General features: G+C 67.1%; 26 protein-coding genes and 2 tRNA genes. 14 read left to right on the top strand and 14 right to left on the bottom strand.

Annotation, left to right across the window (positions count from 1 at the left end; genetic code table 11):
• Window positions 1–36 precede the first annotated feature (36 nt).
• On the bottom strand, window positions 37–489 hold the full coding sequence (locus BMX29_RS01745; protein WP_043845589.1) for a phasin family protein: 453 nt from the start codon (window positions 487–489) through the stop codon (window positions 37–39).
• 130 nt (window positions 490–619) lie between these two features.
• The gene (locus BMX29_RS01740; protein ID WP_092809845.1) at window positions 620–2,425 is read right to left on the bottom strand and encodes a PHA/PHB synthase family protein; all 1,806 of its coding nucleotides are present in this window, start codon (window positions 2,423–2,425) and stop codon (window positions 620–622) included.
• Window positions 2,426–2,539: 114 nt separating this feature from the next.
• Between BMX29_RS01740 and phaZ the strand changes: the two genes are divergently transcribed.
• Window positions 2,540–3,808 carry a polyhydroxyalkanoate depolymerase gene (gene phaZ / locus BMX29_RS01735; protein WP_092809843.1) on the top strand — a complete coding sequence of 423 codons (1,269 nt, stop codon included), beginning with the start codon at window positions 2,540–2,542 and terminating at the stop codon, window positions 3,806–3,808.
• 140 nt (window positions 3,809–3,948) lie between these two features.
• Window positions 3,949–5,166, top strand: a complete 1,218-nt coding sequence (locus BMX29_RS01730; protein WP_092809841.1) for an MFS transporter — start codon at window positions 3,949–3,951, stop codon at window positions 5,164–5,166.
• A gap of 19 nt (window positions 5,167–5,185) precedes the next feature.
• On the opposite strand, the gene BMX29_RS01725 is transcribed toward BMX29_RS01730, so the two are convergent.
• The 3 genes from BMX29_RS01725 to BMX29_RS01715 all read right to left on the bottom strand — a co-directional run bounded on the left by BMX29_RS01725 (window position 5,186) and on the right by BMX29_RS01715 (window position 8,384).
• Window positions 5,186–6,154, bottom strand: coding sequence for a Gfo/Idh/MocA family protein (locus tag BMX29_RS01725; protein ID WP_092809839.1), 969 nt, complete (start codon window positions 6,152–6,154; stop codon window positions 5,186–5,188).
• Window positions 6,155–6,297: 143 nt separating this feature from the next.
• Window positions 6,298–7,194 carry an RNA polymerase sigma factor RpoH gene (gene rpoH / locus BMX29_RS01720; RefSeq protein WP_092809837.1) on the bottom strand — a complete coding sequence of 299 codons (897 nt, stop codon included), beginning with the start codon at window positions 7,192–7,194 and terminating at the stop codon, window positions 6,298–6,300.
• A gap of 137 nt (window positions 7,195–7,331) precedes the next feature.
• Entirely contained in the window at window positions 7,332–8,384 is a 1,053-nt protein-coding gene (locus BMX29_RS01715) for an RluA family pseudouridine synthase (protein WP_092809835.1), read from the bottom strand.
• Here BMX29_RS01715 and BMX29_RS01710 point away from each other — a divergent pair.
• A complete protein-coding gene (locus BMX29_RS01710; protein ID WP_092809833.1) occupies window positions 8,383–8,697 on the top strand; it encodes a DUF6476 family protein in 315 nt (104 codons plus the stop codon). The genes BMX29_RS01715 and BMX29_RS01710 overlap by 2 nt on opposite strands.
• A 31-nt stretch (window positions 8,698–8,728) precedes the next feature.
• Here BMX29_RS01710 and BMX29_RS01705 read toward each other — a convergent pair.
• Window positions 8,729–8,805 (bottom strand) — tRNA-His (locus BMX29_RS01705).
• Between the two features lie 55 nt (window positions 8,806–8,860).
• Window positions 8,861–9,343 (bottom strand): GNAT family N-acetyltransferase, encoded by a 483-nt coding sequence (locus BMX29_RS01700; protein ID WP_092809831.1) that lies wholly within the window; start codon window positions 9,341–9,343, stop codon window positions 8,861–8,863.
• A 105-nt stretch (window positions 9,344–9,448) separates the two neighbouring features.
• Between BMX29_RS01700 and BMX29_RS01695 the strand changes: the two genes are divergently transcribed.
• A complete protein-coding gene (locus tag BMX29_RS01695; RefSeq protein ID WP_043845602.1) occupies window positions 9,449–9,649 on the top strand; it encodes a DUF6324 family protein in 201 nt (66 codons plus the stop codon).
• Here the strand turns inward: BMX29_RS01695 and BMX29_RS01690 are convergent.
• Entirely contained in the window at window positions 9,627–10,103 is a 477-nt protein-coding gene (locus BMX29_RS01690) for an MmcB family DNA repair protein (protein WP_092809829.1), read from the bottom strand. The two genes, BMX29_RS01695 and BMX29_RS01690, sit on opposite strands and share 23 nt — an antisense overlap.
• Window positions 10,104–10,226: 123 nt before the next feature.
• Here BMX29_RS01690 and BMX29_RS01685 point away from each other — a divergent pair, with 123 nt between their 5' ends.
• From BMX29_RS01685 to nusB, 5 genes are all read left to right on the top strand, one after another.
• Window positions 10,227–11,579: an AAA family ATPase gene (locus BMX29_RS01685; protein ID WP_092809827.1), complete on the top strand. Its 1,353-nt coding sequence runs from the start codon at window positions 10,227–10,229 to the stop codon at window positions 11,577–11,579.
• Window positions 11,576–12,325, top strand: a complete 750-nt coding sequence (locus tag BMX29_RS01680; RefSeq protein WP_092809825.1) for a COG3904 family protein — start codon at window positions 11,576–11,578, stop codon at window positions 12,323–12,325. Before BMX29_RS01685 ends, BMX29_RS01680 begins: the two co-directional genes overlap by 4 nt.
• A gap of 356 nt (window positions 12,326–12,681) precedes the next feature.
• Window positions 12,682–13,809, top strand: coding sequence for a 3,4-dihydroxy-2-butanone-4-phosphate synthase (ribB, locus tag BMX29_RS01675; protein ID WP_092809823.1), 1,128 nt, complete (start codon window positions 12,682–12,684; stop codon window positions 13,807–13,809).
• The gene (locus tag BMX29_RS01670; RefSeq protein WP_043845609.1) at window positions 13,809–14,324 is read left to right on the top strand and encodes a 6,7-dimethyl-8-ribityllumazine synthase; all 516 of its coding nucleotides are present in this window, start codon (window positions 13,809–13,811) and stop codon (window positions 14,322–14,324) included. The genes ribB and BMX29_RS01670 overlap by 1 nt, the downstream gene beginning before the upstream one ends.
• Window positions 14,321–14,821, top strand: a complete 501-nt coding sequence (gene nusB, locus BMX29_RS01665) for a transcription antitermination factor NusB (protein ID WP_081749810.1) — start codon at window positions 14,321–14,323, stop codon at window positions 14,819–14,821. Before BMX29_RS01670 ends, nusB begins: the two co-directional genes overlap by 4 nt.
• A gap of 110 nt (window positions 14,822–14,931) precedes the next feature.
• On the opposite strand, the gene rlmB is transcribed toward nusB, so the two are convergent.
• Window positions 14,932–15,714, bottom strand: a complete 783-nt coding sequence (gene rlmB, locus BMX29_RS01660) for a 23S rRNA (guanosine(2251)-2'-O)-methyltransferase RlmB (protein WP_092809821.1) — start codon at window positions 15,712–15,714, stop codon at window positions 14,932–14,934.
• Window positions 15,715–15,856: 142 nt separating this feature from the next.
• On the opposite strand from rlmB, the gene BMX29_RS19080 reads away from it, so the two are divergent.
• Window positions 15,857–15,940, top strand: a tRNA-Tyr gene (locus BMX29_RS19080).
• Between the two features lie 227 nt (window positions 15,941–16,167).
• Here the strand turns inward: BMX29_RS19080 and BMX29_RS01655 are convergent.
• The 4 genes from BMX29_RS01655 to BMX29_RS01640 form a co-directional block, all read right to left on the bottom strand.
• Complete coding sequence (locus BMX29_RS01655) at window positions 16,168–17,049, bottom strand: DMT family transporter (protein WP_092809819.1); 882 nt, start codon at window positions 17,047–17,049, stop codon at window positions 16,168–16,170.
• 185 nt (window positions 17,050–17,234) lie between these two features.
• Window positions 17,235–18,344 carry a site-specific DNA-methyltransferase gene (locus BMX29_RS01650; RefSeq protein ID WP_043846447.1) on the bottom strand — a complete coding sequence of 370 codons (1,110 nt, stop codon included), beginning with the start codon at window positions 18,342–18,344 and terminating at the stop codon, window positions 17,235–17,237.
• 93 nt (window positions 18,345–18,437) lie between these two features.
• Window positions 18,438–19,067: a ribonuclease HII gene (locus tag BMX29_RS01645; RefSeq protein WP_043846449.1), complete on the bottom strand. Its 630-nt coding sequence runs from the start codon at window positions 19,065–19,067 to the stop codon at window positions 18,438–18,440.
• Window positions 19,068–19,129: 62 nt separating this feature from the next.
• Window positions 19,130–19,825 carry a hypothetical protein gene (locus BMX29_RS01640; RefSeq protein ID WP_092809817.1) on the bottom strand — a complete coding sequence of 232 codons (696 nt, stop codon included), beginning with the start codon at window positions 19,823–19,825 and terminating at the stop codon, window positions 19,130–19,132.
• A gap of 152 nt (window positions 19,826–19,977) precedes the next feature.
• On the opposite strand from BMX29_RS01640, the gene BMX29_RS01635 reads away from it, so the two are divergent.
• From BMX29_RS01635 to BMX29_RS01620, 4 genes are all read left to right on the top strand, one after another.
• The gene (locus BMX29_RS01635) at window positions 19,978–20,271 is read left to right on the top strand and encodes a hypothetical protein (protein ID WP_092809815.1); all 294 of its coding nucleotides are present in this window, start codon (window positions 19,978–19,980) and stop codon (window positions 20,269–20,271) included.
• Window positions 20,243–20,947 (top strand): helix-turn-helix domain-containing protein, encoded by a 705-nt coding sequence (locus BMX29_RS01630; RefSeq protein ID WP_043846452.1) that lies wholly within the window; start codon window positions 20,243–20,245, stop codon window positions 20,945–20,947. Before BMX29_RS01635 ends, BMX29_RS01630 begins: the two co-directional genes overlap by 29 nt.
• 110 nt (window positions 20,948–21,057) lie before the next feature.
• Window positions 21,058–21,417: a hypothetical protein gene (locus BMX29_RS01625; protein ID WP_092809813.1), complete on the top strand. Its 360-nt coding sequence runs from the start codon at window positions 21,058–21,060 to the stop codon at window positions 21,415–21,417.
• Complete coding sequence (locus tag BMX29_RS01620) at window positions 21,414–23,945, top strand: outer membrane protein assembly factor BamB family protein (protein WP_244889118.1); 2,532 nt, start codon at window positions 21,414–21,416, stop codon at window positions 23,943–23,945. Before BMX29_RS01625 ends, BMX29_RS01620 begins: the two co-directional genes overlap by 4 nt.
• Window positions 23,946–24,599: 654 nt before the next feature.
• Here the strand turns inward: BMX29_RS01620 and pnp are convergent.
• Window positions 24,600–26,741 (bottom strand): polyribonucleotide nucleotidyltransferase, encoded by a 2,142-nt coding sequence (gene pnp / locus BMX29_RS01615; protein ID WP_043846455.1) that lies wholly within the window; start codon window positions 26,739–26,741, stop codon window positions 24,600–24,602.
• Window positions 26,742–26,817 lie beyond the last annotated feature (76 nt).

The raw sequence follows: 26,817 nt of genomic DNA, 5'->3' as shown, positions 1-26,817 counted from the left end.
TGGGAGGAAGGCGGCACGTTGTCTGTCGACGTCGGCTTACTTGGCCGCCGCGGTCGCCTTCTTGGCGTTCGCGGTCATGTCGGTGGTGGCCTTCTTCATGACGGCGGATGCGTCCTCGGAGAAATCCTTGCCAGCCGCCATCATCAGCTCGACGGTGTCCATCTGGACCTTCTTCGCGACTTCGGCGAAGGCCGCCATGTGCTCGGCGGTCATCTCTGCCTGCGCCGATGCGAAATCGGTCATCGCCTTCGCGTAGTCGGCGGGCTCGGTCTTGGCCTTCGACATCTCGCTGAGACGGGTCAGGGTGTCCTTCGTCCACTTGGACGAAATCTCGGTCGACTTCTCCGCCGCCTCGAGAGCCACGCCCGACAGCTTTTCGTTCAGCGTCGCGGTGGTCTTGAACGCGTCTTCCATCGCCGCGGTATCCACGGGGAACGCGCCCATCATGTCTTTCATCATGGTCGTGAAATCTTGGGTCTTCGCAGCCATCTTGGTCACCTCTTACTTGCCGTGTTGGCAGCGGGCCCACCCCGCGTTGCCTCCGTAGCTGACCAAAATATGAGCGCTGCACCGCAGCATTTCAAGCATTTTCGCTGCGGTGCAGAAAATTTACCCTAAGTCACTGTTCTGCCTGTCTCGCCTTGACCTTCACATAGGTTCCGGGGGCCGGACAGAGCGGCGGATGCTGCGAATCCCCCGGGGTCCGGGCCTCGACCCACTTGCCGGCACGCTTGGAAATCCAGCTTTCCCAGACCGGCCACCACGAGCCCTCGTGGTACGTCGCCCCGTCGAACCATTCGTCCGCCGTGCCGGTCAGGTCGTCATTGACGTAGTGGCCATACTTCTTCTTCGACGGCGGGTTCACGATGCCGGCGATATGTCCCGACTCCGACAGGATGAACGTCCGCTGGCGCGAGCCGGTCTTGGACATGCCGCGGTAGCAGTCGCGCCACGCAGCGATGTGGTCGGTTTCGCACGACACCGCGCACAGCGGCAGGTCCACATCCGAGATGTGCAGCGTCTCGCCAAGGAACTCGACTCCGTCCTCGCAGAAGGCGTTGTCCTGACACAGGCGGCGGAGGTACTGCACCGCCATACGCGCCGGCAGGTTGGCCCCGTCGCCATTCCAGTAGAGCAGGTCGAAGGCGGGCGGCGTCTCGCCCATCATGTAGGACTTGATCGCCGGCCCGTAGATCAGGTCGTTGGAGCGCAGGAACGAGAACGTCCGCGCCATGATGAAGGACCGCAGAAGGCCGGTGCGGTTCACCTCTTCCTCGATCCCGTCGATGAAATCGTTCTGCAGGAACGGCGTGAATTCGCCCTGGTCGCGGAAATCGGTGAGGGTGGTGAAGAACGTCGCCGACTTGATCGAGTTGTCGCCGCGCTTCTTCATGAGCGACAGCGTCAGCGCCAGGGTCGTCCCGGCGATGCAGTACCCGATGGCATTGATGCGCTCCTCGCCGGTGATGGACTTCACCAGGTCGATGGCGGTCAGGAAGCCCTCCTCGATATACGTGTCGAGGCCGACGTCGGCATAGGTTTCGTCGGGGTTCACCCAGCTCACGACGAACAGCGTGTAACCCTGCCCGACCAGCCAGCGGATGAAGCTGTTCTTCTCCTTGAGATCGAGGATGTAGAACTTGTTGATCCACGGCGGAAAGAGGACGACGGGCGTCTGCTTCACCTTGTCGGTCGTGGGCGCGTACTGGATCACCTCCATCATCCGGTTGCGGAAGATGACCTCGCCCTCGGCGGTGGCGATGTTCTCGCCGATCTTGAAGGCCTCTTCGTCGGCGAGTCGCACCACGAGTTCGCCATCGTTGGCCTCGAGATCGCGGATCAGGTTCTCCATGCCCTGAACGAGGCTCTCGCCCTCGGTCTCGATCGCCTTTTCCAGCGCGTCGGGATTGGTCGACAGGAAGTTCGTCGGCGCCATCATGTCGACGATCTGCCGGGCGAAGTATTTGAGCCGCCGTTTCTCTGTGGGATCCATATCATCGATGTCGGATACGGCCTGCTCGATCGCCTCGGAATTGATCAGGTACTGCTGCTTTATGAAGTTGAAATAGGGGTGGCTGTCCCAGAGCGGATTGGAAAAACGCCGGTCCGCCGGGCCCGGATCGTCCGGCGCGCGAAGCCTGCCCGACGCCAGCGCCTGCTGCGCCTCGAGGTAGTGACGCACCGACTTCGACCAGTACTCCAACTGGTGTTCCATGACCTTGGCGGGGTTCTGAAACCACTCTTGCCAATAGGCGGTCAGCGCGTTCGCGTAGAGGTCCTGGCTGGGGCCCGACAACGAGGGATTCGTCATCTTTTTCTGCGTCATGGCATGGATCAGACGCTGCGACAGCTCCTCAACCCGGGCCAGATTCTCGTTCAAACGCGTGACATTCATATTCGATGCGGCGTTGGTCTCAGTTGTCATCGCTGCAGTTCCCCCTTAGTTTTCTCCGCAATGCAGCATTTGTCGCCGACGCCCCGATCCCCCTCGCGCCCGCTGGGCAACAGGGCCCCGCGTCGGTGAAAGGAGAGCCGGATCATGCGCTACATGGCGACCTACGATCTGATGGAGACGATCCGCAACACCAACCAGTGGCTCGGCGCTTCTGCGCGCACGCTGGCGTCTTTTCCCTACATGGCCATGCTTCCCAACCCGGCGATCCGCTGGATGGCGGCCTGGGGCGAAGTGACCGAGCGCAGCTTCGAGCGCATGGTCGCCAAGCCTGACTGGGGGATCGATTCGATCACCTGCGACGACGGGCGCGACCACCTGGTCAACGTCCGCACGGTGGTGGAGCGTCCGTTCGGTGACCTCCTGCACTTCGAGGTCGCAGGACGAGAGCCGCAGCCGCGCAAGATCCTCCTCGTGGCGCCAATGTCGGGCCATTACGCGACGCTCCTCCGCTCGACCGTAAAGTCGCTCATCACCAACTGTGAAGTCTATGTTACCGACTGGCATAATGCGAGGGACATTCCGGTCAGCGCCGGCAAGTTCGATGTCGAGGACTACACCCTCTACCTCGTGGATTTCATGCGGCATCTCGGACCTGAGACAAACGTCGTCGCGGTCTGTCAGCCCGCGCCGCTCACGCTCGCCGCGACCGCCTACCTTGCGGAAGAGGACCCGGACGCCCAGCCGCGCACGCTTACACTGATCGGCGGCCCCATCGACCCCGATGCGACCCCGACCGACGTCACCGACTTCGGGCACCGCGTCACGATGGGTCAGCTCGAAGAGACGATGTGCCAGCGCGTGGGCTTCAAGTATGCCGGTGTCGGGCGGCGGGTTTACCCGGGACTGCTGCAGCTCAGCTCGTTCATGTCGATGAACATGGACCGTCACTCGAAGGCCTTCACCGACCAGATCCTGCGCGTCGCGCGTGGCGAGGCGTCGGATCACGACCCCCACAACAAGTTCTACGACGAGTATCTCGCCGTGATGGACATGCCGGCGGAATTCTACCTCTCGACGGTCGAACGCATCTTCAAGAACTGCGAGGTCGCGAAGAACGCCTTCACCGTGAACGGCAAGCATGTGGACATCGGCAAGATAACCACCGTCGCCGTAAAGACGGTCGAGGGGGCGAACGACGATATCTCGGCCCCGGGCCAGTGTGTCGCCGCGCTTGATCTGCTGACCGGCCTGCCCGACGAGAAGAAGGCCAGCCACCTCGAGCCGGGCGCAGGCCATTATGGCATCTTCGCCGGCAAGAGCTGGCGCAACAACATCCGTCCGCTGGTTCTGAACTTCATCGACCAGAACGCCGCGGAGGCCCGTTCGGGCGCCAGCCTCTCGGTCGTGAACTGATCTGCCCACGGCGCGGACAGTTCGTTCCGCGCAACCCCGCCTTCAAGCCCGTGCACACCGAATGTGCGCGGGCTTTCCCTTGCGTGGCGCGTATTCTGACTATTTAGGGAACTCTATAGTTCCATATATGGTTGCCGTTCATGCTCGCCTTTCTCAAGGATCCGAAGGCGGTGGCGTTGCTGCTGGCTGCGTCGCTGACCATCCTGTCGAACATGGTCATCAGTCCGGCACTGCCGGGACTTGAGGCCAGCTTCGACGGGACCGAAAATGCCGCGTTGCTGACGAGGCTCCTGGTGACCGCGCCCTCGATCCTCGTCGCGATCGTCGCTCCCCTCGCGGGCATCACCGCCGACCGCTTCGGCCGCCGCCGGCAATTGCTCTTTGGCGTGGCGCTCTTCGCGGTTGCGGGCTGTGCCGGCGCCGTCCTGCCGACCCTCCCTCTCATCCTGGCAAGCCGCCTCGTCCTCGGCATTGCCGTGGCGATCGTCATGACGAGCCAGGCCGCGCTGATCGGCGATTACTTCAGCGGCGCTGCGCGCGGTCGCTTCATGGGCCTCCAGATCGCCGCGGTGAACTTCGGCGGCTTTGCCTTCATCGGCCTCGCGGGCTGGCTCGCCGGTATCTCGCCGCGCCTGCCGTTCCTGATCTACGGCATGGGCGCGCTGATCCTTCCGTTCCTGCTGTGGGCGGTGGTCGAGCCCAACCGCACCACGCCCGAGCAGGCCGAGGGCCACGAGCCCGAGGACCTCGGCGGGGACGCGAACTGGCCGCTCACCCTCGGCATCGTGCTTGTGTTGTCGGGTCTGAGCTTCGTGCTGTTCTACATGATCCCCACGCAGATGCCGTTCTATCTCGGCACGCTGGGCTACGACGACCCAAGCGCGCAGGCGCAGGTTCTGGCGATGGTCACGCTGGCGGGGGGCTTCTCGGCGCTCGTGTTCGGAGCCGTCCGGGCGCGGCTCGGTCGCGGCATGACGCCGGCGCTTGGTTACCTGCTGATGGCGGGCGGTTTCGGGGTGCTCGACCAGGCGCACGCGCTGCCCTTCATCTCGCTTGCGGCCCTGATGCTGGGCGGAGGCTTCGGCCTGACCATGCCCACCTTCTTCGCCATCGCGCTCGACGTGGCACCGGCGCACCGGCGCGGTTTTGCGTCGGGAGCCATCACCACGAGCATCTTCCTTGGCCAATTCCTGTCGCCGATTTTCAGCACGCCGATGATCGGCTGGCTCGGATACGAGCTGACCTTCGCGGTTGCGGCCGGTATCCTGCTGGCGATGGCGGCGATTGTCTTCGGCGCCTTCCACCGCAGGCCCCGCCCCGAGGCCCGCACATACCGGATGGAGCCGCGCCGGGCCTGACCCCGGCCGCCGCCGTGCCTCAGCGCTCGGCGGCGAAGACCATGTCGATCATCGCCTGTGTCCCGCGCGAGAACTCCAGCGGGCAAGGATACTCGGCCCCGGTCCGGACGCTCTCGTTGAATGCCTCGACCTGCAGGACGTAGTGGCTGGCCGCCGGGAAGCGCTCGGTCGTGACGATCTGGTTTCGATCCTGAAGCGTCACCTCCGCCATGCCGTAGACCTGTGCATTGAACGGCGCCGAAAGCGAAAGAATCCCGTCCGTTCCGTGGAAGGTCATGCGCTGCCACGGCGCGAGGCGCGTCGAGGTGTAGCCGGTGAAGAGGAAGGACGGAAAGCGCGCCGAGACGTGCGCGACCGTGTCGACCCCGTTCTCGCGCGTGATGTCGCTCCACAGGATCGCCTCGGGCTCTTCCCCGGTGACGAAGCGCGTGGCGCCGTAGATGTAGACCCCGATATCGGGAATGCTGCCACCCCCGGTCTCGGGCTTGTTTCGGATGTTCGACGGATCGGGATTGTCGAAGCTGAAGGCCGCCTGCACGGCCGTAAGAGTCCCGATCGCACCCTCGCGCACCAAGTGGCGGGCGCGCTGCCACTGCGGGTGATGAACAATCATGTAGGCTTCGGCGGCGAGAAGGCCGGTCCGGTCACGCAGCGCGATCACCTCGTCGAAATCCCCGGCCGACAGAGCGAGGGGTTTCTCGCACAACACGTGCTTGCCGGCCTCTACCGCCTTCTTCGTCCACTCGACGTGCAGGTGGTTGGGCAGAGGGATGTAGACGGCATCGATGCCCTCGTCGGCCAGCAGCGCGTAGTAGTCATCGTGCACACGTACGTCTGGAGCGAAGGCCCGGAAGGGATCGGCCTTTGACGGCGTCGACGTCGCCAGCGCAGCGAGACGTCCGCCTCGTGCGGCGTGGATCGCCGGCCCCATCTGCGTCTGCGCAAAATTGGCCGCGCCCAGAATGCCCCAGTTCACGATATCGCTCATCCGATCCTCCCGGCTTGGTTCGGGAGCGACCCTAGCGGACCACGCCCGCGCGGCAACGGTCGGCGGAAAGGCGACGTCTCCGCCAAACAAAAACCGGCCACGCATGGCGGCCGGTTCGGTAATTTCTAGAATAAGCGCCCGGTTCAGGCCCCAGACAGCATCCCCTGCTCCTTGGCGAGATCGGTCATCCGCTTTTGCAGCTTCTCGAACGCGCGCACCTCGATCTGGCGGATACGCTCGCGGCTGACGTCGTATTCGCCGGACAGATCTTCGAGCGTGATCGGCTGCTCGGCCAGGCGCCGCTTGGTCAGGATGTCCTTTTCACGATCGTTCAGGACGTCCATCGCGGCGCTGAGAAGCTCCCGGCGCGCCTCGAGCTCGTTGCGGGCCTCGTAGTCCTCGGCCTGATTCGCATCCTCGTCCTCGAGCCAGTCCTGCCACTGCATGGACCCTTCGCCCTCCTGCCCGACCTGGGCATTGAGCGAGGCGTCCGAGCCGGCCATGCGCCGGTTCATCGAGATAACCTCGTCATGGGTCACGCCGAGATCGGTGGCGATCTTGTCGACATGTTCGGGACGCAGATCGCCGTCCTCGAGCGCGCCGATGCGGCTCTTGGCCTTGCGCAGGTTGAAGAACAGCTTCTTTTGCGCCGACGTCGTGCCGAGTTTCACCAGGCTCCAAGACCGCAGGATGTATTCCTGGATCGAGGCGCGGATCCACCACATGGCGTAGGTCGCGAGTCGAAAGCCCTTCTCGGGGTCGAAGCGTTTTACCGCCTGCATGAGGCCGACATTCGCCTCCGAGATGACCTCGGCCTGCGGGAGGCCGTAACCGCGGTAGCCCATCGCGATCTTGGCGGCGAGCCGCAGGTGCGATGTCACCAGCCGGTGCGCGGCCTGCGGGTCCTGATCCTCGACCCAGCGCTTGGCCAGCATGTATTCTTCTTCGGGCTCCAGAAGCGGGAACTTCCGGATCTCGGTCAGGTAGCGGCTGAGCCCCGCTTCCGGGGACGGCGCGGGAAGATTTGCATAATTGCTCAAGACCATCCCTCCATATGTTTATGGGCTTAACATCCCAGATGGGGATTCGCCCGACGGGTTTCAAGCGAGCATCGCCCGCAAGGATTTACGAAGACATAACGGATCTCTGGCAGAAGCGATCCCGTGTTTCGGTGCGCTCAAGCGGACGTGCTGTGTATGTCGGCGCCGCCGCGCAGCCGTGCGGCCAAATCGGCCATGTCCTGCGGCAGGTCTGCCTCGAACCGCAGCGTTTCGCCGGTCCCGGGGTGCTCGAAACCCAGCGTCGCCGCGTGCAGGGCCTGCCTGGGAAAGGTGTCCGCGGCCTCCGCTGCGCCGGCGGACAGGGCCTTGGCCGCCACCCGACGCCGGCCGCCGTAGACCGGATCGCCGATCAGTGCATGGCCCACATGCGCCATGTGCACGCGGATCTGGTGCGTGCGTCCGGTCTCGAGCCGACACCACACGAGCGCGGCGGTAGGCGGTGCGCCGAATCGCTCGATCACGCCAAGCCTGGTGATCGCGTGTCGGCCGGAGCCAAAGTATACCGCCTGCCGCTGGCGGTCGGTCTTGTGCCGCGCAAGGCCCGTCTCGATGCGGATCGTGGCGCCGGGTTCCTTGGCCACGCCCCGTGTGCCCAGAAGCCGCGGATCGCCCGCGTCCGGCGCGCCGTGACACAGCGCGAGGTAACGCCGTTCGACCGTGTGCGCGGCGAACTGCTCGGCCAGTCCGTGGTGGGCACGGTCCGACTTCGCCACGACGAGCAGCCCGCTCGTGTCCTTGTCGATGCGGTGCACGATGCCCGGGCGCTTCTCGCCGCCGACGCCCGACAGCCGCCCGCCGAAATGGTGCAACAGCGCGTTGACCAGCGTACCCGACGGGCTGCCCGGCGCGGGATGGACCACGAGACCCGCGGGCTTCATCAACACGCAGAGGTCGTCGTCCTCGAACCGGATGTCGAGCGCGATGGCCTCGGGGCGGGTCTCGACCTCGGCGGCCTCGGGCACGCGGATCTCCAGCGTGTCGCCCTCGGCGACCGGGCCCTTGGCATCGGTCAGCGCGAGACCGTCGCGCGTTACCGCGCCGTCGGAGATCAGCCGCGCCAGCCGCGTACGCGACAGGGCCGCCTCCTCTGGCACGTCGCGCGCCAGCGCCTTATCAAGGCGCCCGGGCGGTGCCGCCCCGATGACAACGCGCAGGACCCGTTCCGACATGGACGACACTCCGGACCCGGCTCCATCGCCGGATGTTAAATTCCTGAAATGGCTGGTCACGACGCTCGCCGCCGTGATGATCTGCGGCGTTCTAGCGGTGGTGATCGTGCTTGTCATCCGACTGCAGCCAACGCCGCCGCCCCTGCCCTCGGAGATCACGCTGCCCGACGGCGCACGGGCCACGGCGGTGACGCAAGGGGACGACTGGATCGCCATCGTCACCGAAGCCGAGGAGATCCTCGTCTACGATCGGCTGACGGGACGGCTGCGCCAGCGCGTTCAGATTGCCCCCAAGAGCGCGGCAACCCGTTAAAGACGCACAGAGTTTTCCGGTGGGAAGAGAATGGTACCGCCTCCCCGGTTCGAACGGGGGACCTCTAGATCCACAATCTAGCGCTCTAACCTACTGAGCTAAGGCGGCACTGGCGACGGCAGATAGCGCCTCGGACCGGGCGATGCAACCCCGCCGCGCGGGGTCAGAGTACAATGTCCCAGTGCTGTTCGACAAGCGGCCGCCCGAAGCTGGTGACGGGCGCGGAGCTGCGGCAGGTCCAGCCCGAACGTGCATAGAGCGCGCAGGCCGCGCGGTGGCTTTCGTGGGTCCAGAGCACCGCCCGGCGATAGCCGCAGCGCCTCGCCCATATGGTGAACGCGTCCAGCATCCGCTGCCCCACCCCGTGGCCCCGCAGCGCCGGGTCGAGAAGGAACAGCCGCAGCTGGGCCGTGTCGTCATCGCGCGTCATGCAGAAGATCGACCCCCGGCGGGCCCCGTTTGCATCAACAGCGATCCAGCCGCGTTCTCGTACCGGGTCGCACGTTGCCTCGAACCGCGCCAGCACCTTTGCGACGAGCGCGCCGAAGCTGTCGTCGAAGCCCTCGGACTCGGCGTAGTGCGCCTGGTGGCGGGCGACGATCCAGTCGGCATCGGCGGGGTCGTAGTCGCGGAAGGTCACGTCCATGACCGCAGCGGAGCCCGGCGCGGCTTGATTTGCAAGGGGTCTGCGGCTATCTGCCCGTCCACGCCGCGGCCCCGCGCCGCACCCCACGTCCTGCGGAGATGAGCCATGGGTATCAACGACGAACGCGACATCGAGGCCAACCTCCAGATCGGCCCCACCGATCAGGGCATGGTGCGCCTGTTCGTCCTGGCCGACGGCATCGAGATCCCGATGGATTTCTCGCCCGACGAGGCGCGCGAGATCGCCGAGGAAATCCGCGCCGCCGCGGACGGGGCGGCAAAGGTCAAACCGAAGTCCAGGCGCTGACCGCGTCCGGGTCGCGCACGGCCTGAAGCCGGCGCGCCGCGTGGAATGCGAACTTGCGCGTCAGAACCGTGCGGCGCGCGCCAGCCAGCTTGTGCTCAGGCGCCATGCGCAGGATCTCCGCGTCATAGGAATCCGCGATCATCAGGCCGGTATCGTCTGGCAGGAGGTCGGTGGGAAACTCCTGGTCCACCGCCCAGAAGTAGCGGTCGCACCAGTCCAGATAACCTTCCCACTTGCCGTCGGACATGAAGTCGGCGCGACTCGATTTGCATTCGACGATCCAGATCTCGCCCTTGGGGCCGAGTGCCATCACATCCACGCGCTTGCCCCGCTCCGGCACGAACTCCTCGACCGAGGCGAAGCCCAGCGCCGATGACAGGTGGCGCGCGACGCCGCGGGCCAGAAGCTGGCCGGGCATCATCTGCGGAAGCTGCGGATCGGGGTCGAGTGCCATTGCACCAGTAAAGAACGTATTAAGAACATCTGCAAGGCGCGGATTGCTCACGATTGCGCAAGGCCCTAGGCGCGCAGGCACCCCGACCCTACCTTTCCTCGGAATGGTGGAGCGGGACGGCAGATGAGTGACGAAAAACTGAGCCGGACGGAGGCGCGCGGGGTCGCCCACGCCCGCGATCTCGAAGGCCATGTCGGCTGGCTCGAAAGCTTCTCGGGCACTGCACTGGGCGTGCTGTCGGTGGCTTCGGGCATCTACACCTATCTCGGCGTCTCGACCCTGCTGGAAGACAACGGCGCGATGACCGTCTTCGCCGCCATCGCGTATTCGGTGGCGGTGTCGGTCGGCATCTTCGTGTTCTGGTCCTACCTCATGCGGCTGTTCCCGGCGGTGCGGACCACTGGCGCACGGCTTGGCCTGTTCGCGGCGATGGGCGTGGGTTCTCTGGCCATCGTGGCGATGTCTTCGTGGCTGAATGCGGCTGCCCTGGCCGGGTCCGCAGCGGTGGAGCAGCACCTCGCCGAGACCGTTCAGGACTACCAGACCAGTCTGGAGCGCGCCCATGAGGTCGCTCTGTCGGGACAGGCGCTGGAGCGTGACGTGGCCCGCGTGCGCCAGAGCTTCGACGACCTGTCCGAGCAGGAGGCCGCGGGGTCGCTTTCGGGCCTCGCCGGCCGGGGCGCGGTGTTTCGCGTCCTGACCCAGAAGTCCGAGGAGCTGGCCGCGCTCGAGGACCAGATCGCGAGCCAGACACCGCTGGTCGAGCAAGCCTTCACGGAGGGCAACGCGATCCTGAGCCGGATGCGCGCGCTCACCGTGGAGCAAGGCAGCGTCGAGGCGCGGTCGGTCGAGTTCTCGGAACTTGCGGTCCAGTTGCAGGGTCTCATCACCCGCCTGCGCCAGCTGTCCGTCGCCTCGCTGGTCGAGCGCGCCGCGCAGGATCTGTCGGCGTCGGTGGTACTGCCCGAGCTCGACGGCTCCACGGCCGAGAGTCGGGGCAACCAGCAGGCCACGATCACTTCGGTCCTCGATGTGCTGGCCAGCCGCGCGCAGACGCTGGAGCGGGCCGCGCAGGCGGTGCAGGAGATGGCGCCGGCGCAGGAGGTCACCTACACGCCGGTGTCCTCGGCCGACGCGGTCATTCTTTACGCGCGGAACTTCGTGCCGTCCTGGGCAGGCGCCATCGCCATCGACCTGCTGCCGGCGGTGCTCGTCTTCATCCTCGCGGTGACGCAGGCGGCGATCCGGCGCGGCCGTGAGGGGGCGGGCATCGAGGACACTCTGACACTTGCCGAGCTGCGCGCGGCGATGACGGCCCTGCGCGACATGGACGCCACCCGCACCGCCGAGCCGACTGTCGCCGCGCCCTCCACCACGGTCGAGGCGCAAGGTCCCCCCGAGCCCGCCGCCGCGCAACGCGAGCCGGAGCGCCCGGTGTCGGAGGTCAAACCGCTTCGCGGCAGCGGCTCGGCATGAGCGGCCCCGCGGGCATCGGCCGCACGCTCAAGGGTGTGCTGGCGCTTCAGATCGTGATCGGCGCGGCGCTGGTGATCGGCGACATGGAAGCCGGTGGCTGGCGGATGCCGTCCTTCGGTCCCTCCGCCCCCGGGCTGACCGAACCGGTCCGCCCCGGCGACCAGCGCCGCACCTTCGATCCGTCCCGGGTCAGCCCGACCACGCGCCCCGCCCGCGATCCCGGCGACCTGCCCGACCGCCTGACCCTCACGCAGGAGGACGGCGCCACATGGCGGCTCGAGGGCGGCATCGGCGAGGGTGACGCCGAACGCATCGCCGCGCGGCTGGCCGATGTTTCGCCCGCCGCCGAGACGCTCATCCTGCAAAGCCCCGGTGGCGCTGTGCAGGAGGCGCTGCGCCTCGGGCGGCACCTGCGGCGCGAAGGGATCGCGACCCGGATGCTCGCGGGCGAATACTGCTACTCGGCCTGCCCCTACCTTCTGGCCGGCGGCGCCACCCGAGAGATCGCGGACGACGCCTCGGTCGGGGTGCATCAGCACTACTTCGGAGAGAACACCCTCCTGCCCGCCCGATTCGCGGTCGAGGACATCCAGCGCGGACAGGCCGAGGTGATGAGCTATCTCGAGGAGATGGGAATCGATCCCCTTGTCATGCGCCACGCGCTCGAGACCCCGCCGGACGAGATCTACGTGCTGCTGCCCGAAGAGCTCGACCGCTACGGCTTCGTGACCGACGACGAGGACTGAGCGCGGGCGATGACGGTTTCGTCACCACGCCCTACCCTCGCCCCCTTGCCAGCGCGGCGCGCGCTTCCTAATTCCAATCGCAGGCGGGTTCTGCCCTTCCCGTGCAATGGTTGCATTCCGGTGGCCTTAAGCAATTCCGAGGGAGTTGGCTCTGTCCAGGCCGTGGTCTGGTTACCTGACGCCCACCTGTATATACAGGTCCTCGGGAATGAGATAACCGCACGGTTGTGGTGGTCCCGCCGCTTCCCCGCCCCCTTCGTCCGCGCACACGCGACGTGCCGCCACGGCGCGCGGCGCACTCTGGCCTTCCGCGGCGGCTTGTCCTATCTGGCGCGGGCAGCACAAGGGACCCCGCCATGACCGACTTCGAGACACCCGGCCCGGTCGAACAGGACTGGAAGGACGCGATTTCCTCGATCGAGGAAATCCTCGAGGACGCGCGCAACGGGCACATGGTGATCCTCGTCGACCACGAGGACCGCGAGAACGAGGGCGACCTCGTGATCCCGGCCCAGTGGGCGACGCCCGACGTCATCAACTTCATGGCCACCCACGGGCGCGGGCTGATCTGCCTCGCCATGACCACCGAGCGGATCGAGGAGTTGGGGCTTCAGCTCATGTCCTCGAACAACTCGTCGCGCCACGAAACCGCGTTTACCGTGTCGATCGAGGCCCGCGAGGGGGTGACCACCGGCATCTCGGCGGCCGACCGCGCGCGCACCATCCAGGTGGCGATCGACAGCTCGAAGGGCGCGCAGGACATCGCGACGCCCGGCCACGTCTTTCCGCTCCGCGCCAAGGACGGCGGCGTGCTTGTCCGCGCGGGCCATACCGAGGCGGCCGTGGACATGGCGCGGCTCGCGGGCCTCAACGCCGCCGGCGTGATCTGCGAGATCATGAACGAGGATGGCTCGATGGCGCGGCTGCCCGAGCTGATCGCGTTCGCCCAGCGGCACGGCCTCAAGATCGGAACCATCTCGGACCTGATCCGCTACCGCCGCCGCAACGACAACCTCGTCCGCGTGGAGAAGCAGGAAACCATCACGTCGGAATTCGGCGGCGAGTGGCAGATGCGGATCTATGCCGACACCACCCACGGCGACGAACACATCGTCCTTACCAAGGGCGACCTCGCGGGGGACGATCCGGTCCTCGTGCGGATGCACGCCATGGACCCGATGCTCGACGTGGTGGGCACCGGCCCCACCGGCCGCGCCGACGAGTTCCGGGACGCCATGCGCACGGTCGAGGCCGAAGGTCGGGGCGTCGTGGTCCTGCTGCGCGACACCGCGATGAAACTCGACGTGCCCGAGGGCGCCAGCCCGCGCACCTTGCGCCAGTACGGCCTCGGCGCGCAGATCCTGTCCTCGCTCGGCCTGTCGCGTCTCGTCCTTCTCACCAATTCGCCGACCCCGAAGGTCGTGGGCCTCGACGCCTACGGCCTCGAGATCGTCGGCACCCGCAAGATATCGGAGCTTGGCTGATGGCCTCCACCGACCACTACACGCTGCCCCGGCCGGAGTTCGACCGGCCGGTGAAGCTGCTGCTTGTCGTCGCCCCCTTCTACCGCAAGATCGCCGACGACCTGCTCGCCGGTGCACGGGCCGAGATCGAGGCCGCCGGCGGCACCCACGAGACGATCGAGGTGCCGGGCGCGCTCGAGGTGCCCACCGCCATCGGCATGGCGGGACGCATGAAGAAGGAGTTCGACGGCTTCGTCGCGCTCGGCTGCGTCATCCGAGGCGAGACCACGCACTACGAGACCGTCTGCAACGACAGCTCGCGCGGCATCACGCTGCTGGGCCTTCAGGGCCTGTGCATCGGCAACGGCATCCTCACCGTCGAGGACATGGGCCAGGCCGAGGTGCGGGCGGATCCCGCTCAGCAGAACAAGGGCGGGGGCGCAGCGGCGGCCGCACTGCATCTCGTGGCGCTGGCACGCCAATGGGGCGCGCCGCAGCAGGGCATCGGCTTCCAGGCCGGGGGAGACATGTCATGAGCGCCGAAGAGACCGGACAACCCGCCGCCCCCGACGCCCGCGAGATGAAAAAGCTGCGCCGCTCGGCGGCTCGGCTGCACGCGGTGCAGGCCCTGTTCCAGATGGAGCACTCGTCGCTCTCGTCGGACGAGGTCCGCGCCGAGTTCCTCGCCCACCGCTTCGGCCTCGAACTGATCGAGGGCGAAGAGATGATCGACGGCGACATCGACCATTTCCGCATGGTGATCGACGAGGCGGTGAACTGGCAGGCCCGGGTCGACCAGATGACCGACCGCGCGCTGGTCGCGAAATGGCCCATCGATCGCATCGACCCGACCCTGCGCGCGCTCTTCCGCGCGGCGGGCGCCGAACTGGTGGCGACCAAGACTCCGCCGAAGGTCGTCATCGTGGAATACGTCGAGATCGCGAAGGCGTTCTATCCCGACGGGCGCGAGGCACGCTTCGTGAACGCCGTACTCGACCACATGGCGCGCGAGGCCCGGCCGGACGCATTCTGATCCGCGCGCACATTCTTGGTCCAAGAATGTGCGACCGGCCTCAGATCGAGCGACCTCACCGGGGGGAGAATTTTCCTTAATTAAGGAAATTGCCGCCCGGCCCCGTCGTTTCAGCTCCGCGTCGCCGCGTAGAGCGCTACCGCCGCCGCGTTCGAGACGTTGAGCGACCCGAACGCCCCGGCGAAGTCGATCCTGACCAGCGCATCGCAGGTCTCGCGCGTGCGGGGCCGCAGGCCCGGTCCCTCGGCCCCCAGCACCAGCCCCACGGGCCGCGTGCCGGCCGCGGCGACCTCGGCCTCGAGCGTTGCCTCGGCCTCGCCCGCGAGACCGAGCAGCGTGTAGCCCATGTCCCGCAGCTCCTCCATCGCGCGCGCCAGGTTGGTTACCCGCAGGTAGGGTTGCCGCTCCAGCGCGCCGCTGGCGGTCTTGGCAAGAGCGCCGGTCTCGGGGGCCGAGTGATGCAGCGGGGCGATCACCGCGCGCGCGCCGAACACCTCGGCCGACCGCAGGATGGCGCCGACATTGTGCGGATCGGTCACCCGGTCGAGCAGCACCACCCGCGGCGGCCGTCCATCCTCGCCCGCCGCCGCGACCTCGGCCAGCGGCCCCCAGTCCAGCGGCTTCACCTCGAGCGCCGCGCCCTGGTGCACCGATTGCGGATCGAGCGGCGCGGCGAACTTGCGCGGGTCGCTGACCTCGGGCGTCATGCCCGACGCCGCGATGGCCGCCTCAAGCTTGGCCTGCGCGTTCGGCGTGACGATCAGGCGCAGCTTCTCGCGGCGCGAATTCTCCAGCGCGTCGCGCACGGCGTGGAGGCCGAACAGCCACACCGTTTCGGCCGCCTTCGCGCGCTTGTCCTGTTCCTTGCGGATGACCCAGTCGGGTTTCTTCATGCCAGCGCCCTCCGGTCGCGCCGCCCTCCTGTGGCACCGCCCGCGCCGTCCCGCAAGCCCGCGGCTTTTTCCGGTTGACGCCTTCCGGGGCCGCTTGTAAGCACCCCGTCACGTTGGAGCGGGCGCTGTCCCGCACCGATATGGGCGACGCGCTGCAAGGTGCGGCAGCGGACTGTAAATCCGCCGGGGAGACCCACGCCTGGTTCGATTCCAGGGTCGCCCACCACTTCCCCCTCTCCATGATAGCGCGACGTGCCGGATCCTGCCGAGGGGCCGAGGCAGGCTTTGTCGGCAAACTCCTTGGACACGGACAGGACTGGCTACGGGGACGCTGCTGCGGCCTCATTCACGCGCGTCCGCTTCCGTTACCAGGGAACTTGCCGCAGGTGGTCGCGCCTCACGGCACGCCACGAGGAACGGGGACGCCACTGCGACCGGCGGCGACCCCAAGCCTCAGACGGGCGCCTGCACCGGCTTCTGCTTCGACAGTTGCACGGCCAGGATGCCCCCAGCGATGACAAGCACGCCCACAAGGTCCGCGAGCCGCAGCGCCTCGCCCAGAAGCGCCGCAGCGATGGCCACGCCGAAGACCGGGTTGAGAAAGTGGAACGTGGCCGCCCGCACGGCGCCGATGCGCTCGACCAGCAGGAACCAGACGATGGTAGCGGCGAGCCCGGGCACCAGCGTGGTGTAGAGGAAGGCCCAGAACAGCGCCCAGGACGGCTGGATCACGTGGGTCTCGAACGCGGCCGGGATCAGCAGCACCGCCGCGCCCACCAGCATCTGCATGCCGACCACTGTCATCACGCTGCCACCGCCGCCGCTCGCCCTGCGCAGCGACAGCGTGGCGGCCGCAAGCGCGCAGGCCGCGACCACGCAGAGCGCAACGCCCCACAGATCGGTCCCGCCCGAAAGCCGCGCGCCCATGATGATGACCACGCCCGCGACGCCGGCGCCGAGGCCCACCGCGCCCATCACCGGCAACCGCTCCCCGAAGATCGCCCAGCCCGCGAAGGCCACGATCAGCGGCATGGTCGAGGCGATAATCGCCGCGAGCGACGCCTCCACGCTTTGCATCGCGACGAAGTTCAGCCCGAGATAGAGTGCGTTCTGGCAGATGCCGAAAAGGATCGTTGCCTTCCATTGCGCCGGCGTCAGCCGCCAGCTTTCGCCGCGCGCCAGCGCGATCAGCAACGCCAGAGCGCCCGAGATCGCGAAGCGCAGCGCAAGCGCCGAGACCGGCGGCGCCGCCGTCACGATGATACGCGCCGAGGTGAAGGCCGAGGACCACATCGCCGCGAAGGCGAGGCCCATGAGAATGGCGCGCAGGTCCATGAATAGTCTCCGTTCCCGAGGTTGCGCCACATGACCGCCTCGCGCGTCCGTGTGCAACCCGCGCACGGCGGAACGGCGCCGTCACGAAAATGCCCCGTCCGTGCGCGCACGGACGGGGCCAGTGGCGCCCGCGGACGATGACGTGCGGGCGCTGGCGGTAACCGTATGTGGGGTGAAGCCGCGCCTCAGCGCGCGGCGTGCATCTCGGCGCGGATTTGCTGGCGCAGCACGTCGATGGGAACGCGTTGGCCGTCCTTGACGAAGTGCCAGTAGGTCCACCCGTTGCAGGAGGGCGCGCCCTCGAGCGCGGCGCCGACCTGGTGGATGGAGCCCGACACGTCGAGGCCGATCAGGGTACCGTCGGCGCGGACCCGTGCGCTCTTGCCGGTGGCCGAGACCAGCGTCTCGCCGGGCTGAAGCATCCCGCGCTCGACGAGGGTGCCGAAGGGGACACGCGGCTCGGCGCGCTTGGCGCGGGTGACCTCGAGCGCGGCCTTGTCGAACTTGCGGACCTTGCCGATGCGCGCCTCGGCGACCTCGCGGTAGCCCGGATCGCGCTCGATGCCGATCCAGTCGCGACCGAGCGCCTTGGCGACGGCGCCGGTGGTGCCGGTGCCGAAGAACGGATCCAGGATGACATCGCCGGGCTTGGAGCAGCCGACGAGCACGCGGTGCAGCAGGCTCACCGGCTTCTGCGTGGGATGCGCCTTCTCGCCGCTGTCGGTCTTGAGACGCTCGCCGCCGGTGCAGATCGGCAGCACCCAGTCCGAGCGCATCTGGATGCCCTCGTTCATGGCCTTCAGCGCCTCGTAGTTGAAGGTGTAGCGGGCGCCCTCGGACTTCGAGGCCCAGATCAGCGTCTCGTGGGCGTTGGTGAAGCGCTTGCCCCGGAAGTTCGGCATCGGGTTCGACTTGCGCCAGACCACGTCGTTGAGGATCCAGTAGCCGAGATCCTGCAGCGCCGCGCCCATGCGGAACACGTTGTGGTAGGAGCCGATCACCCAGATCGCCCCGTCGGGCTTGAGGATGCGGCGCGCCTCGGTCAGCCACGCGCGGGTGAACTGGTCGTAGGTCTCGAAGCTCGCGAAGCGGTCCCAGTCATCGTCCACCGCGTCGACACGGCTGTTGTCCGGCCGGTGCAGTTCGCCCTTCAGTTGCAGGTTGTAGGGCGGGTCCGCGAATATCAGGTCGACGCAGGCGTCGGGAAGCGCCGCCATCTGCTCGATGCAATCGCCTGCCAGAATCGTGTTGAGAGGGAGCGTTTGTGCGCCCTGCATCCGGTCCATCTTCGTCATTCTCTGCCTCGTTCCCCGGCGCCTCTGACGGGCGCTCTGTGGTTGGTCCCAAGGATGAGTCGAAGACGATTCGCGGTCAATTCGATTTTTGAATCAGGAGGTTGGCAAATCCGCTTGATACAAGATATTGCGCACGGGCGCGAAGCTTCGCCTATGGTGTGGGGTCACACCAAGATCGCGCAACGCGGAGGTGTGGCTTTTCGACGGGTAGCCCTGGTTCGTCTCCCAGCCATAGCCCGGAAAGTGTTGCGCCAAGTCCCGCATGATGGTGTCGCGCGCCACCTTGGCCAGGATCGACGCCGCCGCGATCGACAGGGCCAGCGCGTCGCCCTTCACGAGCGCAGTCGCCTCATGCGGGCAATCGCGCGGGATCATGTTGCCGTCGATCAGCAGGTGACGCGGCGGGTTCGGCAGTGCCGCGACCGCGCGCAGCATGGCGAGGTGGCTGGCGCGCAGGATGTTCATCTCGTCGATTTCCTCGACGCTGGCCTGGCCGATGCCGAAAGCAACGGTGCCGCGCAGCAGGTCGCAGAGGTCGGCGCGTTTCTTGGCCGAGAGCGTCTTGCTGTCGGCGAGTCCCGGCGGCAGCACCGCCGGATCGAAGATCACCGCCGCGGCGACCACCGGCCCGGCGAGCGGGCCGCGCCCGGCCTCGTCCACCCCGGCCACGGGGCCGAGGCCCCGGTCGATCAGCGCGCGTTCGTGAAAGTCGGTCGGTCCCATGCGCCGGGGTCTAGCCGAGGTTGCGGGGCCGATCCAGCCGGGACCGTATCCGCGGGCGGCGATCAGCGCCCGATGGTGAAGCCGCGCCGCAGGAGGCACTCGGCGAGGTATGCCGCGCGACCCTGTCCCTTGGGTAGCGGCACGCGGCAGGCATTCGGCAGACGGTCCGCGTCCGGGTAGCTCCGGGCGAGGCAACGGCCCCCGAAGGCGTGTTGCGGCCCGGTGCGGTCGAAGATCACCGTGCGGTGGCAGGAGGCGGGAATCGGCGCAAGACGGACATGGCGGCGATCGTCGTCCCAGCCCCGGCGATGCCCGTCCCTGCGGCGATCGTCGTCACCCCACGGCGTCGCACGATGCCCGCCTCCGGCCCGGTGATGGCGGTCGCGCTCGCGCTCCCGGCGGCGCTCTGCTTCGGCCTGGCGGGCCTCGCGGCGCTGGCGCTCCAGCTTTGCCTCACGCGTGCGGCGCTCTTGCTCGCGCCACGCGGCGCGGCGAGCCTCCTCGGCATGCAGCTTCTTGCGGCGTTCGGCTTTCCGAGCTTCGGCATTCCGGAGTCGCTCGCGCTCGAGAGCCTTCTCGGTCCGGCGCAGTTCTTCGCGCAGTGCCTCTTCGCGCTTTTGCGCAAGCCCGTAGAGATAGGCGGGACGGATGCCGCCCAGCGCGGCGGGAATGTCATCGTCGCCGGCGTGCGCGGGCCCGGCCAGAAGCGGAGAGAGGGCCGCGATGGCGGCGGCGAGGATGAGGATCGGACGGCGCATGGCTTGGGTCTCCTTCGCGGGATGAAACGGTGCAGACCTACCGTCCTGCCGCCGGCCACTGACCCGCAATGTCGGCCGCCTGCTATCGCATAACCGGCGCGCTTGGCCCGTGCGTCATTGCCTTTCCGCGCCCTCCGCCGCATCAAGGTGTCATGACACGCACCGTCCTGCCCCTGACCCTCCTCTGCCTCGCGTTGGCCCTGCCCGGCCCCGCCGCGGCGGCCTGCTACGCCGACTACAAGGCCAAGCAGGAAGACCCGCTGCGCCTGCACTACGGCGTGGCCGAACTGCCCGACGACGCCTGTTCTCGGGGCGCAGCCGCCGATGCCCTGCGCGCCCGGTTGGCCGACGCGGGCTGGACCCTTCTAAACGTCGTCTCGACCTTCGGCGGCGACCAACTGGACGAGAAGCGCGACAGTGCCGGCGAAAACTTCCTCCGTTACTGAGGCCCGCCGCTCGGGCACCCGCATCGTCGGTGCAGGCCTCGCGCTGATCGTCGCGCTGCTGGTCGGCGCGGGCGCGTGGCTCGTTCTGGCCCTTCCGGACGCCGGGGCCTTCAACGACCGGGTCGAGCGCATCTTCATCGAGAACGACGACCTCACCGCTCAGGCCGAGGTCAAGCTGCTGGAGATCCTCGCCCAGTCCGGCACCGCGTTCGCCGAGACGCTGGCGGGATACCGAATGGTGATCCTCGTGCTGCTGGTCTTCGCCACCGCGCTCATGGTCGCGGCGCTGGTGTTCCTGGTGATGCTGGTCACGCTCAACCGCCGCATGGCCGAGATCGAGCGTTCGGGCATCGAGGTCACGTCGCTGATCGTCAGCCGCGAGGAGAACACGGTCTATCTCAACACCATGGGCTTCAAGCTGACCGAGGCGATGATGGAGACGCTGGCGGTTCTGGCCGAGGCCCGGCTCGACGGCGACATGCTCACGGGCGCACAGATCGAGGGCATGATCTCGGGGCGCGCGGCCGAGGACTGCGACGAAGCCGCCGGCGCGACCCGGGTGAAACGCCTGCGCGACGGGCTGGGCAACCAGTTGGTGTCCGAATTGATCGTCAAGACGATCGCCCGGCGCGGCTATGTCCTCGCCGTGGACAAGGGCGTGATCGAGGTGGTCTGACCGGGACGCGCCTGACGAAATCGTCATGCGCTCGGCGGGAACCTGCCATTCGTCCGGAACTTGCGGCCCCGGTTTCCGCGTTCCCGTTACGGGAGCAGAAGGAAATTAATATGCCGCATACCCGAAAACGCAGGTCCCCTCTCGGCGCCACGCTCATCGCGCTCGCCGGGCTCGCAGGGGCCGCAATCGCTTTTTATCTTTACATCACGCCGCTCACCGGCGTCACCGGCACGATCGGCGCGCTGATCGTCCTCGTGGCGTCGCTGCTGGTCGCGCTGGGCGCCGTCCTGATGATGGCGACGGGCCATCGCGTCTGGCGCTGGCTGACCGTTCTGGGGATCCTCGGCACCGCGCTTGCCGCGTTCTTCCTGCACGGCTGGTGGATTATCGTCGCGATGGCGGTCGCGCTCGTCGGCGTCGTCCTCGACGGCATCGGCCCCGTCCGCAAGACAGAAGGAGCCGCAGCATGATGACCTCCCGCCTGAGCATTCTCGCCCTTGCCGCCGCGCTTGCCGTTCACGCCGGTCCCGCGCCCCTGCTGGCCCAGACCTCCGACGGCGAAACAGAAACCGACGCCGGCCCCGAGAGCGGCCAGCCCGGCACCCAGTCCGATCCGGCCGAGACCGAGGCGGTCCCCGAACCGGAAACCGGCAGCGCCACCGGAGCGGACGAAGGACCGGCCCGTGACGCACTGACCGAAGAGGGGTCCGGTGACGGTTCCGGATCGACACCGACCGAGAGCGACGCCTCCCCGGAGACAGATGCGTCCGACGCAGAAACCGACGCCTCCCCAGAGGCCGAAGGGGCCGACAGTGACGGGGCCATGACCGAGGAAGGACCGGCCCGAGACGCCCTCACCGAGGGCGAAACCTCCGAGCCCGGCTCGGGAGCGTCCGGCGACGCTGCCGACGAAGCCGCATCGGAGCCCGCGGCCGAGACGGAGCCATCCGACACGCAGGACACGCAAGCGGATCAGCCGACCGAGGATGCCACCGGGCAGGACGCGGCTGAGCAGTCCAACGCCACAGCGGCGGACTCCGGCACGCAGGAGACAGCCTCTGACCCGTCCGGGGACGAGGCGTCCGCCGCAGGCACGTCGGATGGAGAACAGGCCGCACAGGCACAGGCCCGCGCGCCGGTCCCGCTGGTGCCCGATACGCCGACCTGGAACACCTTCCACGGCCAGCTTTCGGCGCAGAAGTATTCGCCGCTGACCGAGATCACGCCCGACAACGTGGGCGACCTCGAAAAGGTCTGGGAAGTCCACACCGGCGACGTCTCGGACGGTTCGGGCGATCTACCCACGACCGTCTGGTCGGCCACGCCGGTCTACGCCAACGGATTGCTCTACATCGGCACGCCGTTCTACCGTGTGCTGGCGCTCGACCCCGCCACCGGCGAGGAGGTCTGGAGCTTCGATTCCGAGTCGCGGCTCGAGGCGCTGACGCAGCCTGCGCTCAAGAACCGCGGCGTGGCCTACTGGGAAGCCGAGAACCCCGTCGAGGGCGAGACGTGCCAGAAGATCGTCTACCTCGGCACGATGGACGCACGTCTCTTCGCGATGGACGCCGACACAGGTGAGCTCTGCTCCGACTTCGGCGACAACGGTGCGCTGAACGTGAACCAGTGGAACGACACCAACAACAAGTGGCCGTTCTCGCTGCTTCAGCCGCCCACCGTCGCGGGCAACCACGTCATCATGGGCTGGGCCGGCAACGACTGGAAATTCGCCGAAGCCCCGCCGGGATCGGTGTTCTCTGTCGACCCCCAGACGGGCGAGCTGCAATGGGCGGTCGAAACCCTGCCCGAGGATATCCGCCAGCAGACCGGCACCGCGAACGTCTGGACGGCCATGTCCGTGGACGAGGAACTGGGCATGGTCTACCTGCCCGTCGCCTCGCCCTCCCCGAACTACTGGGGCGGCAACCGCACCGAGGACATTCCCCTCGCCACATCGACCACCGCAGTCGATCTCGAGACCGGCGAGGTCGAGTGGTCGCGCCAGTGGGTCCATCACGACATCTGGGACTACGACATCAACTCGGCGCCCACGCTTATGGACATCACCGTGGACGGCGAGGAGATCCCCGCGCTGATCCAGGCGACCAAGATGGGCTTCCTCTTCGTGGTGAACCGCGAGACCGGCGAGGACGTCTGGCCGATCGAGGAGCGTCCCGTCCCGCAAGGCGACGGCACCGTGGAAGGCGAGGTCTACTCCGAAACCCAGCCCTTCCCCACGAAACCTGCGCCGCTGCTCGATCAGGCCGAGAAGGCCGATATCTGGTGGATCGCCGATGCGATAGGCTTCGGCCAGTGTTCGCGCCTCTTCGACGACCTCTGGTACGAGGGCATGTACACCCCGCCCACGACCGAGGGTGAGGGCGTCTACACCTTCCCCGACAGCTCGGGCGGCGTGCAGTGGGGCGGCGTGGCCTTCGACCCCGAAAGCCAGACCGCCATCGTCAACACCTCGCACATTACGCAGTACATCCAGCTCTATGCGCGCGAGGAATACGACGAGATCCAGGGCGGCTCGGGCAACGAGAGCGGCTACTACCCGCAGATCGGCTCGCCTTACGGAATGTCGCTCAAGGTCGCGATGAACTGGCTCGGGATGCCGTGCTGGAAGCCCCCGTATGGCGAGCTCGTGTCCATCGACATGAAGACCGGCGACGTGAACTGGCGCAAGCCGCTGGGCTCGTCGCAGAAGTTCGGCTTCTACATGCCCGAGAGCATGGGCTCGCCCACCATCGGCGGCCCCGCGGTGACCGCAGGCGGCCTGATCTTCATCGGTTCGACCATGGACGCCAAGGTGCGCGCCTTCGACATCGAGACCGGCGAAGAGCTGTGGGAGGACACGGTCGAGGCCCCTTCCGTGTCTAACCCCGCGGTCTACGAGCACGATGGCAAGCAGTACGTGGCCTTCATCGGCGGCGGAAACACGATTCTCAAGCCTCAGGTCGGCGACCAGGTGGCGGTCTACGCCCTGCCCGACTGACCGTTTCCGACACGTCGGAACGCGACAATGTGGCCCCGCTTCGCATTTCGGAGCGGGGCCGTTTCATGACGAATTTACAACAACTTATTGAAGCTCACGCCCATCGTGTTTTTCGGTGACGAAAACGTGAGGGAACATCGTTTGGTCGTTTTCTGATCGCGTTGCGCCGCAGCCAAGCTCACGGTTCGTAAAGACCGATCCTATATGAGCCGCAGTTCCACAATCGTCCGTTCAGGATCACCGCAATGTTCATCGACATCATCTCCTCGGTCATCACCGTCGCCGCTCTCGTCGCCGCCGGATTCATCGTCCGCGACTTCCGCCGCAACGGCCGCACCGGCGCCTGAGCCCGGCGCGACGTCGCCGCACATAGGGGCTTAACCGCCCCTCCCCCGCCCGGTCCGAAGCGCCGCAGGGGGGCCAGACATCTCCCGCCGCCGTCGAGACATCGCCGGCGGCGGTTCTTTTTCGGGATCGTCATACGCGCCGTGTGGGGCGCATCTGCGTGCCGCGTGAGATTTCCGCCCGGCACCCGACCAAGTCCGACATACCTCCTCACAGCCGCCGCATAGCGCCTCATGGCGCGCGAACGTGAAAAGGGCGCGCCGGTCTCCCGGCGCGCCCTCTAGATCCAGTGCAGACGACGTGCGGCGATCAGCCGTCCACGTCTTCCTTGCGCTCTTCGCTGACCTCTTCGCCGGTCTCCTGATCGACGACCTTCATCGACAGGCGCACCTTGCCGCGATCGTCGAAGCCCAGCAGCTTGACCCAGACGTCCTGACCTTCCTTGAGGATGTCGGACGGGTGGTTCAGCCGCTTCGGAACGATCTGGCTGACGTGGACGAGGCCGTCCCGCTTGCCGAAGAAGTTCACGAAGGCACCGAAGTCCACGATCTTGACCACGCGGCCCTTGTAGACCTTGCCCTCTTCCGGCTCCGCCACGATCGAGTAGATCATGTCGTAGGCCTTCTGGATGGCCTCGCCGTTCGGCGACGCGATCTTGATGACACCGTCGTCGTTGATGTCGACCTTGGCGCCCGACGTCTCGACGATCTCGCGGATAACCTTGCCGCCCGAGCCGATGACTTCGCGGATCTTGTCCTGCGGAACCGTCATGGTCTCGATGCGAGGTGCGTGCTCGGAGAACGCGCCCACTTCGCTCAGCGCCTTGTTCATCTCGCCGAGGATGTGCATCCGGCCGGCTTTCGCCTGGTCCAGCGCCTGGCTCATGATCTCGGACGTGATGCCCGCGACCTTGATGTCCATCTGCAGCGAGGTGATGCCGTTCTCGGTGCCGGCGACCTTGAAGTCCATGTCGCCGAGGTGATCCTCGTCGCCGAGGATGTCGGTCAGCACGGCCCATTCGCCGTCGTCTTCCAGCACGAGGCCCATGGCCACGCCCGCCACCGGCGACTTCAGCGGAACGCCCGCATCCATCATCGACAGCGACCCGCCACAGATCGATGCCATCGAGGACGAGCCGTTGGACTCGGTGATCTCGGACACCACGCGGATGGTGTAGGGGAAGTCGGTCGGCGCCGGCAGAACCGCCTGCAGGGCGCGCCATGCGAGCTTGCCGTGGCCGATCTCGCGGCGTCCCGGAGGTCCGACGCGCCCCGCTTCACCGACCGAGTAGGGCGGGAAGTTGTAGTGCAGCAGGAAGTTCGAACGGAAGTTCCCGTGCAGCGCGTCGATGATCTGCTCGTCGTCGCCGGTGCCGAGCGTGGTGACCACGAGGCCCTGCGTCTCGCCGCGGGTGAACAGCGCCGAGCCGTGCGTGCGCGGCAGGAAGCCGGTCTCGGCTTCGATCGCACGCACCTGGTCGAGCGCGCGGCCGTCGATGCGGCGCTTGTTCTTGACCACGTCGGCACGCAGGACGGTCGACTCGAGCTTCTTGAGCGCGGAGCCGAGGTTCTTGTCCTCGAGTTCCTCTTCGGTCAGCTCGGCCTTGATCGCGTCCTTCGCGGAGGCGACGGCTTCCTGGCGCTCGAGCTTGTCGAGGATCGCGTAGGCGTCGCGCATCTTGTCTTCGCCGAGGCTCTTCACGCGCTCGTAGAGCTGCGAGTAGTCCGGCGGGGTGAAGTCGAACGGATCCTTCGCGGCCTCTTCGGCCAGCGACACGATGAGGTCGATGACCGGCTGGATCTGCTCGTGCGCGAAGTTGACCGCGCCCAGCATCTCTTCCTCAGTCAGCTCGTAGGCCTCGGACTCGACCATCATCACGGCGTTCTTGGTGCCCGCCACAACCAGGTCGAGACGCTGGTCGGGGTTGTTGCGCAGGTCGTGCATGTCCTCGACGTCGGGGTTGAGGACGTACTCACCGCCGGAGTAGCCGACGCGGCAGCCCGCGATCGGACCCATGAACGGCGCGCCCGAAATCGTCAGCGCGGCCGACGCGGCGATCATCGCCACCATGTCGGGGTCGTTGACGAGGTCGTGGCTGAGCACGGTGCACATGACCAGGACTTCGTTCTTGAAGCCCGGCACGAACAGCGGACGGATCGGACGGTCGATCAGGCGCGCGGTCAGCGTTTCCTTTTCGGTCGGCCGCGCCTCGCGCTTGAAGAAGCCGCCGGGCACCTTGCCCGCGGCGTAGTATTTCTCCTGGTAGTGAACAGTCAGGGGGAAAAAGTCCTGACCTTCCTTCTGCTGCTTGGCGAAGGTCACGTTGGCCATGACCGAGGTCTCGCCCAGGGTGGCGATGACCGAGCCGTCGGCCTGACGGGCAACCTTGCCCGTTTCCAGTGTGAGCGTATCCTCGCCCCACTGCATGGATTTCTTCGTCACGTTGAACATCTAGCGTATCCTGTCTGGGAGCCCTCCCGGCCGGATGCCGGGGCTCCCGTTTGATTGGCGGCCCCATTGCCGCCGA

Source organism: Roseivivax marinus, from assembly GCF_900109705.1.
In the GTDB taxonomy this organism is placed as follows: Bacteria; Pseudomonadota; Alphaproteobacteria; order Rhodobacterales; family Rhodobacteraceae; genus Roseivivax; species Roseivivax marinus.
Note: the sequence above shows the minus strand (reverse complement) of the source record. Positions and strands in the feature narration are given on the sequence as shown.

Excerpts from the sequence above, each read along its gene's own strand:
- BMX29_RS01640 (WP_092809817.1), bottom strand. The coding sequence starts at position 19,825 with ATGCGCCGTCCGATCCTCATCCTCGCCGCCGCCATCGCGGCCCTCTCT.
- BMX29_RS01650 (WP_043846447.1), bottom strand. The coding sequence starts at position 18,344 with ATGACGAAGATGGACCGGATGCAGGGCGCACAAACGCTCCCTCTCAAC.
- nusB (WP_081749810.1), top strand. The coding sequence starts at position 14,321 with ATGAGCGCCGAAGAGACCGGACAACCCGCCGCCCCCGACGCCCGCGAG.
- BMX29_RS01670 (WP_043845609.1), top strand. The coding sequence starts at position 13,809 with ATGGCCTCCACCGACCACTACACGCTGCCCCGGCCGGAGTTCGACCGG.
- ribB (WP_092809823.1), top strand. The coding sequence starts at position 12,682 with ATGACCGACTTCGAGACACCCGGCCCGGTCGAACAGGACTGGAAGGAC.
- BMX29_RS01725 (WP_092809839.1), bottom strand. The coding sequence starts at position 6,154 with ATGAGCGATATCGTGAACTGGGGCATTCTGGGCGCGGCCAATTTTGCG.
- BMX29_RS01635 (WP_092809815.1), top strand. The coding sequence starts at position 19,978 with ATGACACGCACCGTCCTGCCCCTGACCCTCCTCTGCCTCGCGTTGGCC.
- BMX29_RS01655 (WP_092809819.1), bottom strand. The coding sequence starts at position 17,049 with ATGGACCTGCGCGCCATTCTCATGGGCCTCGCCTTCGCGGCGATGTGG.
- BMX29_RS01715 (WP_092809835.1), bottom strand. The coding sequence starts at position 8,384 with ATGTCGGAACGGGTCCTGCGCGTTGTCATCGGGGCGGCACCGCCCGGG.
- phaZ (WP_092809843.1), top strand. The coding sequence starts at position 2,540 with ATGCGCTACATGGCGACCTACGATCTGATGGAGACGATCCGCAACACC.
- BMX29_RS01680 (WP_092809825.1), top strand. The coding sequence starts at position 11,576 with ATGAGCGGCCCCGCGGGCATCGGCCGCACGCTCAAGGGTGTGCTGGCG.
- BMX29_RS01710 (WP_092809833.1), top strand. The coding sequence starts at position 8,383 with ATGGACGACACTCCGGACCCGGCTCCATCGCCGGATGTTAAATTCCTG.
- BMX29_RS01690 (WP_092809829.1), bottom strand. The coding sequence starts at position 10,103 with ATGGCACTCGACCCCGATCCGCAGCTTCCGCAGATGATGCCCGGCCAG.
- BMX29_RS01740 (WP_092809845.1), bottom strand. The coding sequence starts at position 2,425 with ATGACAACTGAGACCAACGCCGCATCGAATATGAATGTCACGCGTTTG.
- BMX29_RS01685 (WP_092809827.1), top strand. The coding sequence starts at position 10,227 with ATGAGTGACGAAAAACTGAGCCGGACGGAGGCGCGCGGGGTCGCCCAC.
- rlmB (WP_092809821.1), bottom strand. The coding sequence starts at position 15,714 with ATGAAGAAACCCGACTGGGTCATCCGCAAGGAACAGGACAAGCGCGCG.
- pnp (WP_043846455.1), bottom strand. The coding sequence starts at position 26,741 with ATGTTCAACGTGACGAAGAAATCCATGCAGTGGGGCGAGGATACGCTC.
- BMX29_RS01620 (WP_244889118.1), top strand. The coding sequence starts at position 21,414 with ATGATGACCTCCCGCCTGAGCATTCTCGCCCTTGCCGCCGCGCTTGCC.
- BMX29_RS01700 (WP_092809831.1), bottom strand. The coding sequence starts at position 9,343 with ATGGACGTGACCTTCCGCGACTACGACCCCGCCGATGCCGACTGGATC.
- BMX29_RS01730 (WP_092809841.1), top strand. The coding sequence starts at position 3,949 with ATGCTCGCCTTTCTCAAGGATCCGAAGGCGGTGGCGTTGCTGCTGGCT.
- BMX29_RS01695 (WP_043845602.1), top strand. The coding sequence starts at position 9,449 with ATGGGTATCAACGACGAACGCGACATCGAGGCCAACCTCCAGATCGGC.
- BMX29_RS01645 (WP_043846449.1), bottom strand. The coding sequence starts at position 19,067 with ATGGGACCGACCGACTTTCACGAACGCGCGCTGATCGACCGGGGCCTC.
- BMX29_RS01745 (WP_043845589.1), bottom strand. The coding sequence starts at position 489 with ATGGCTGCGAAGACCCAAGATTTCACGACCATGATGAAAGACATGATG.
- BMX29_RS01625 (WP_092809813.1), top strand. The coding sequence starts at position 21,058 with ATGCCGCATACCCGAAAACGCAGGTCCCCTCTCGGCGCCACGCTCATC.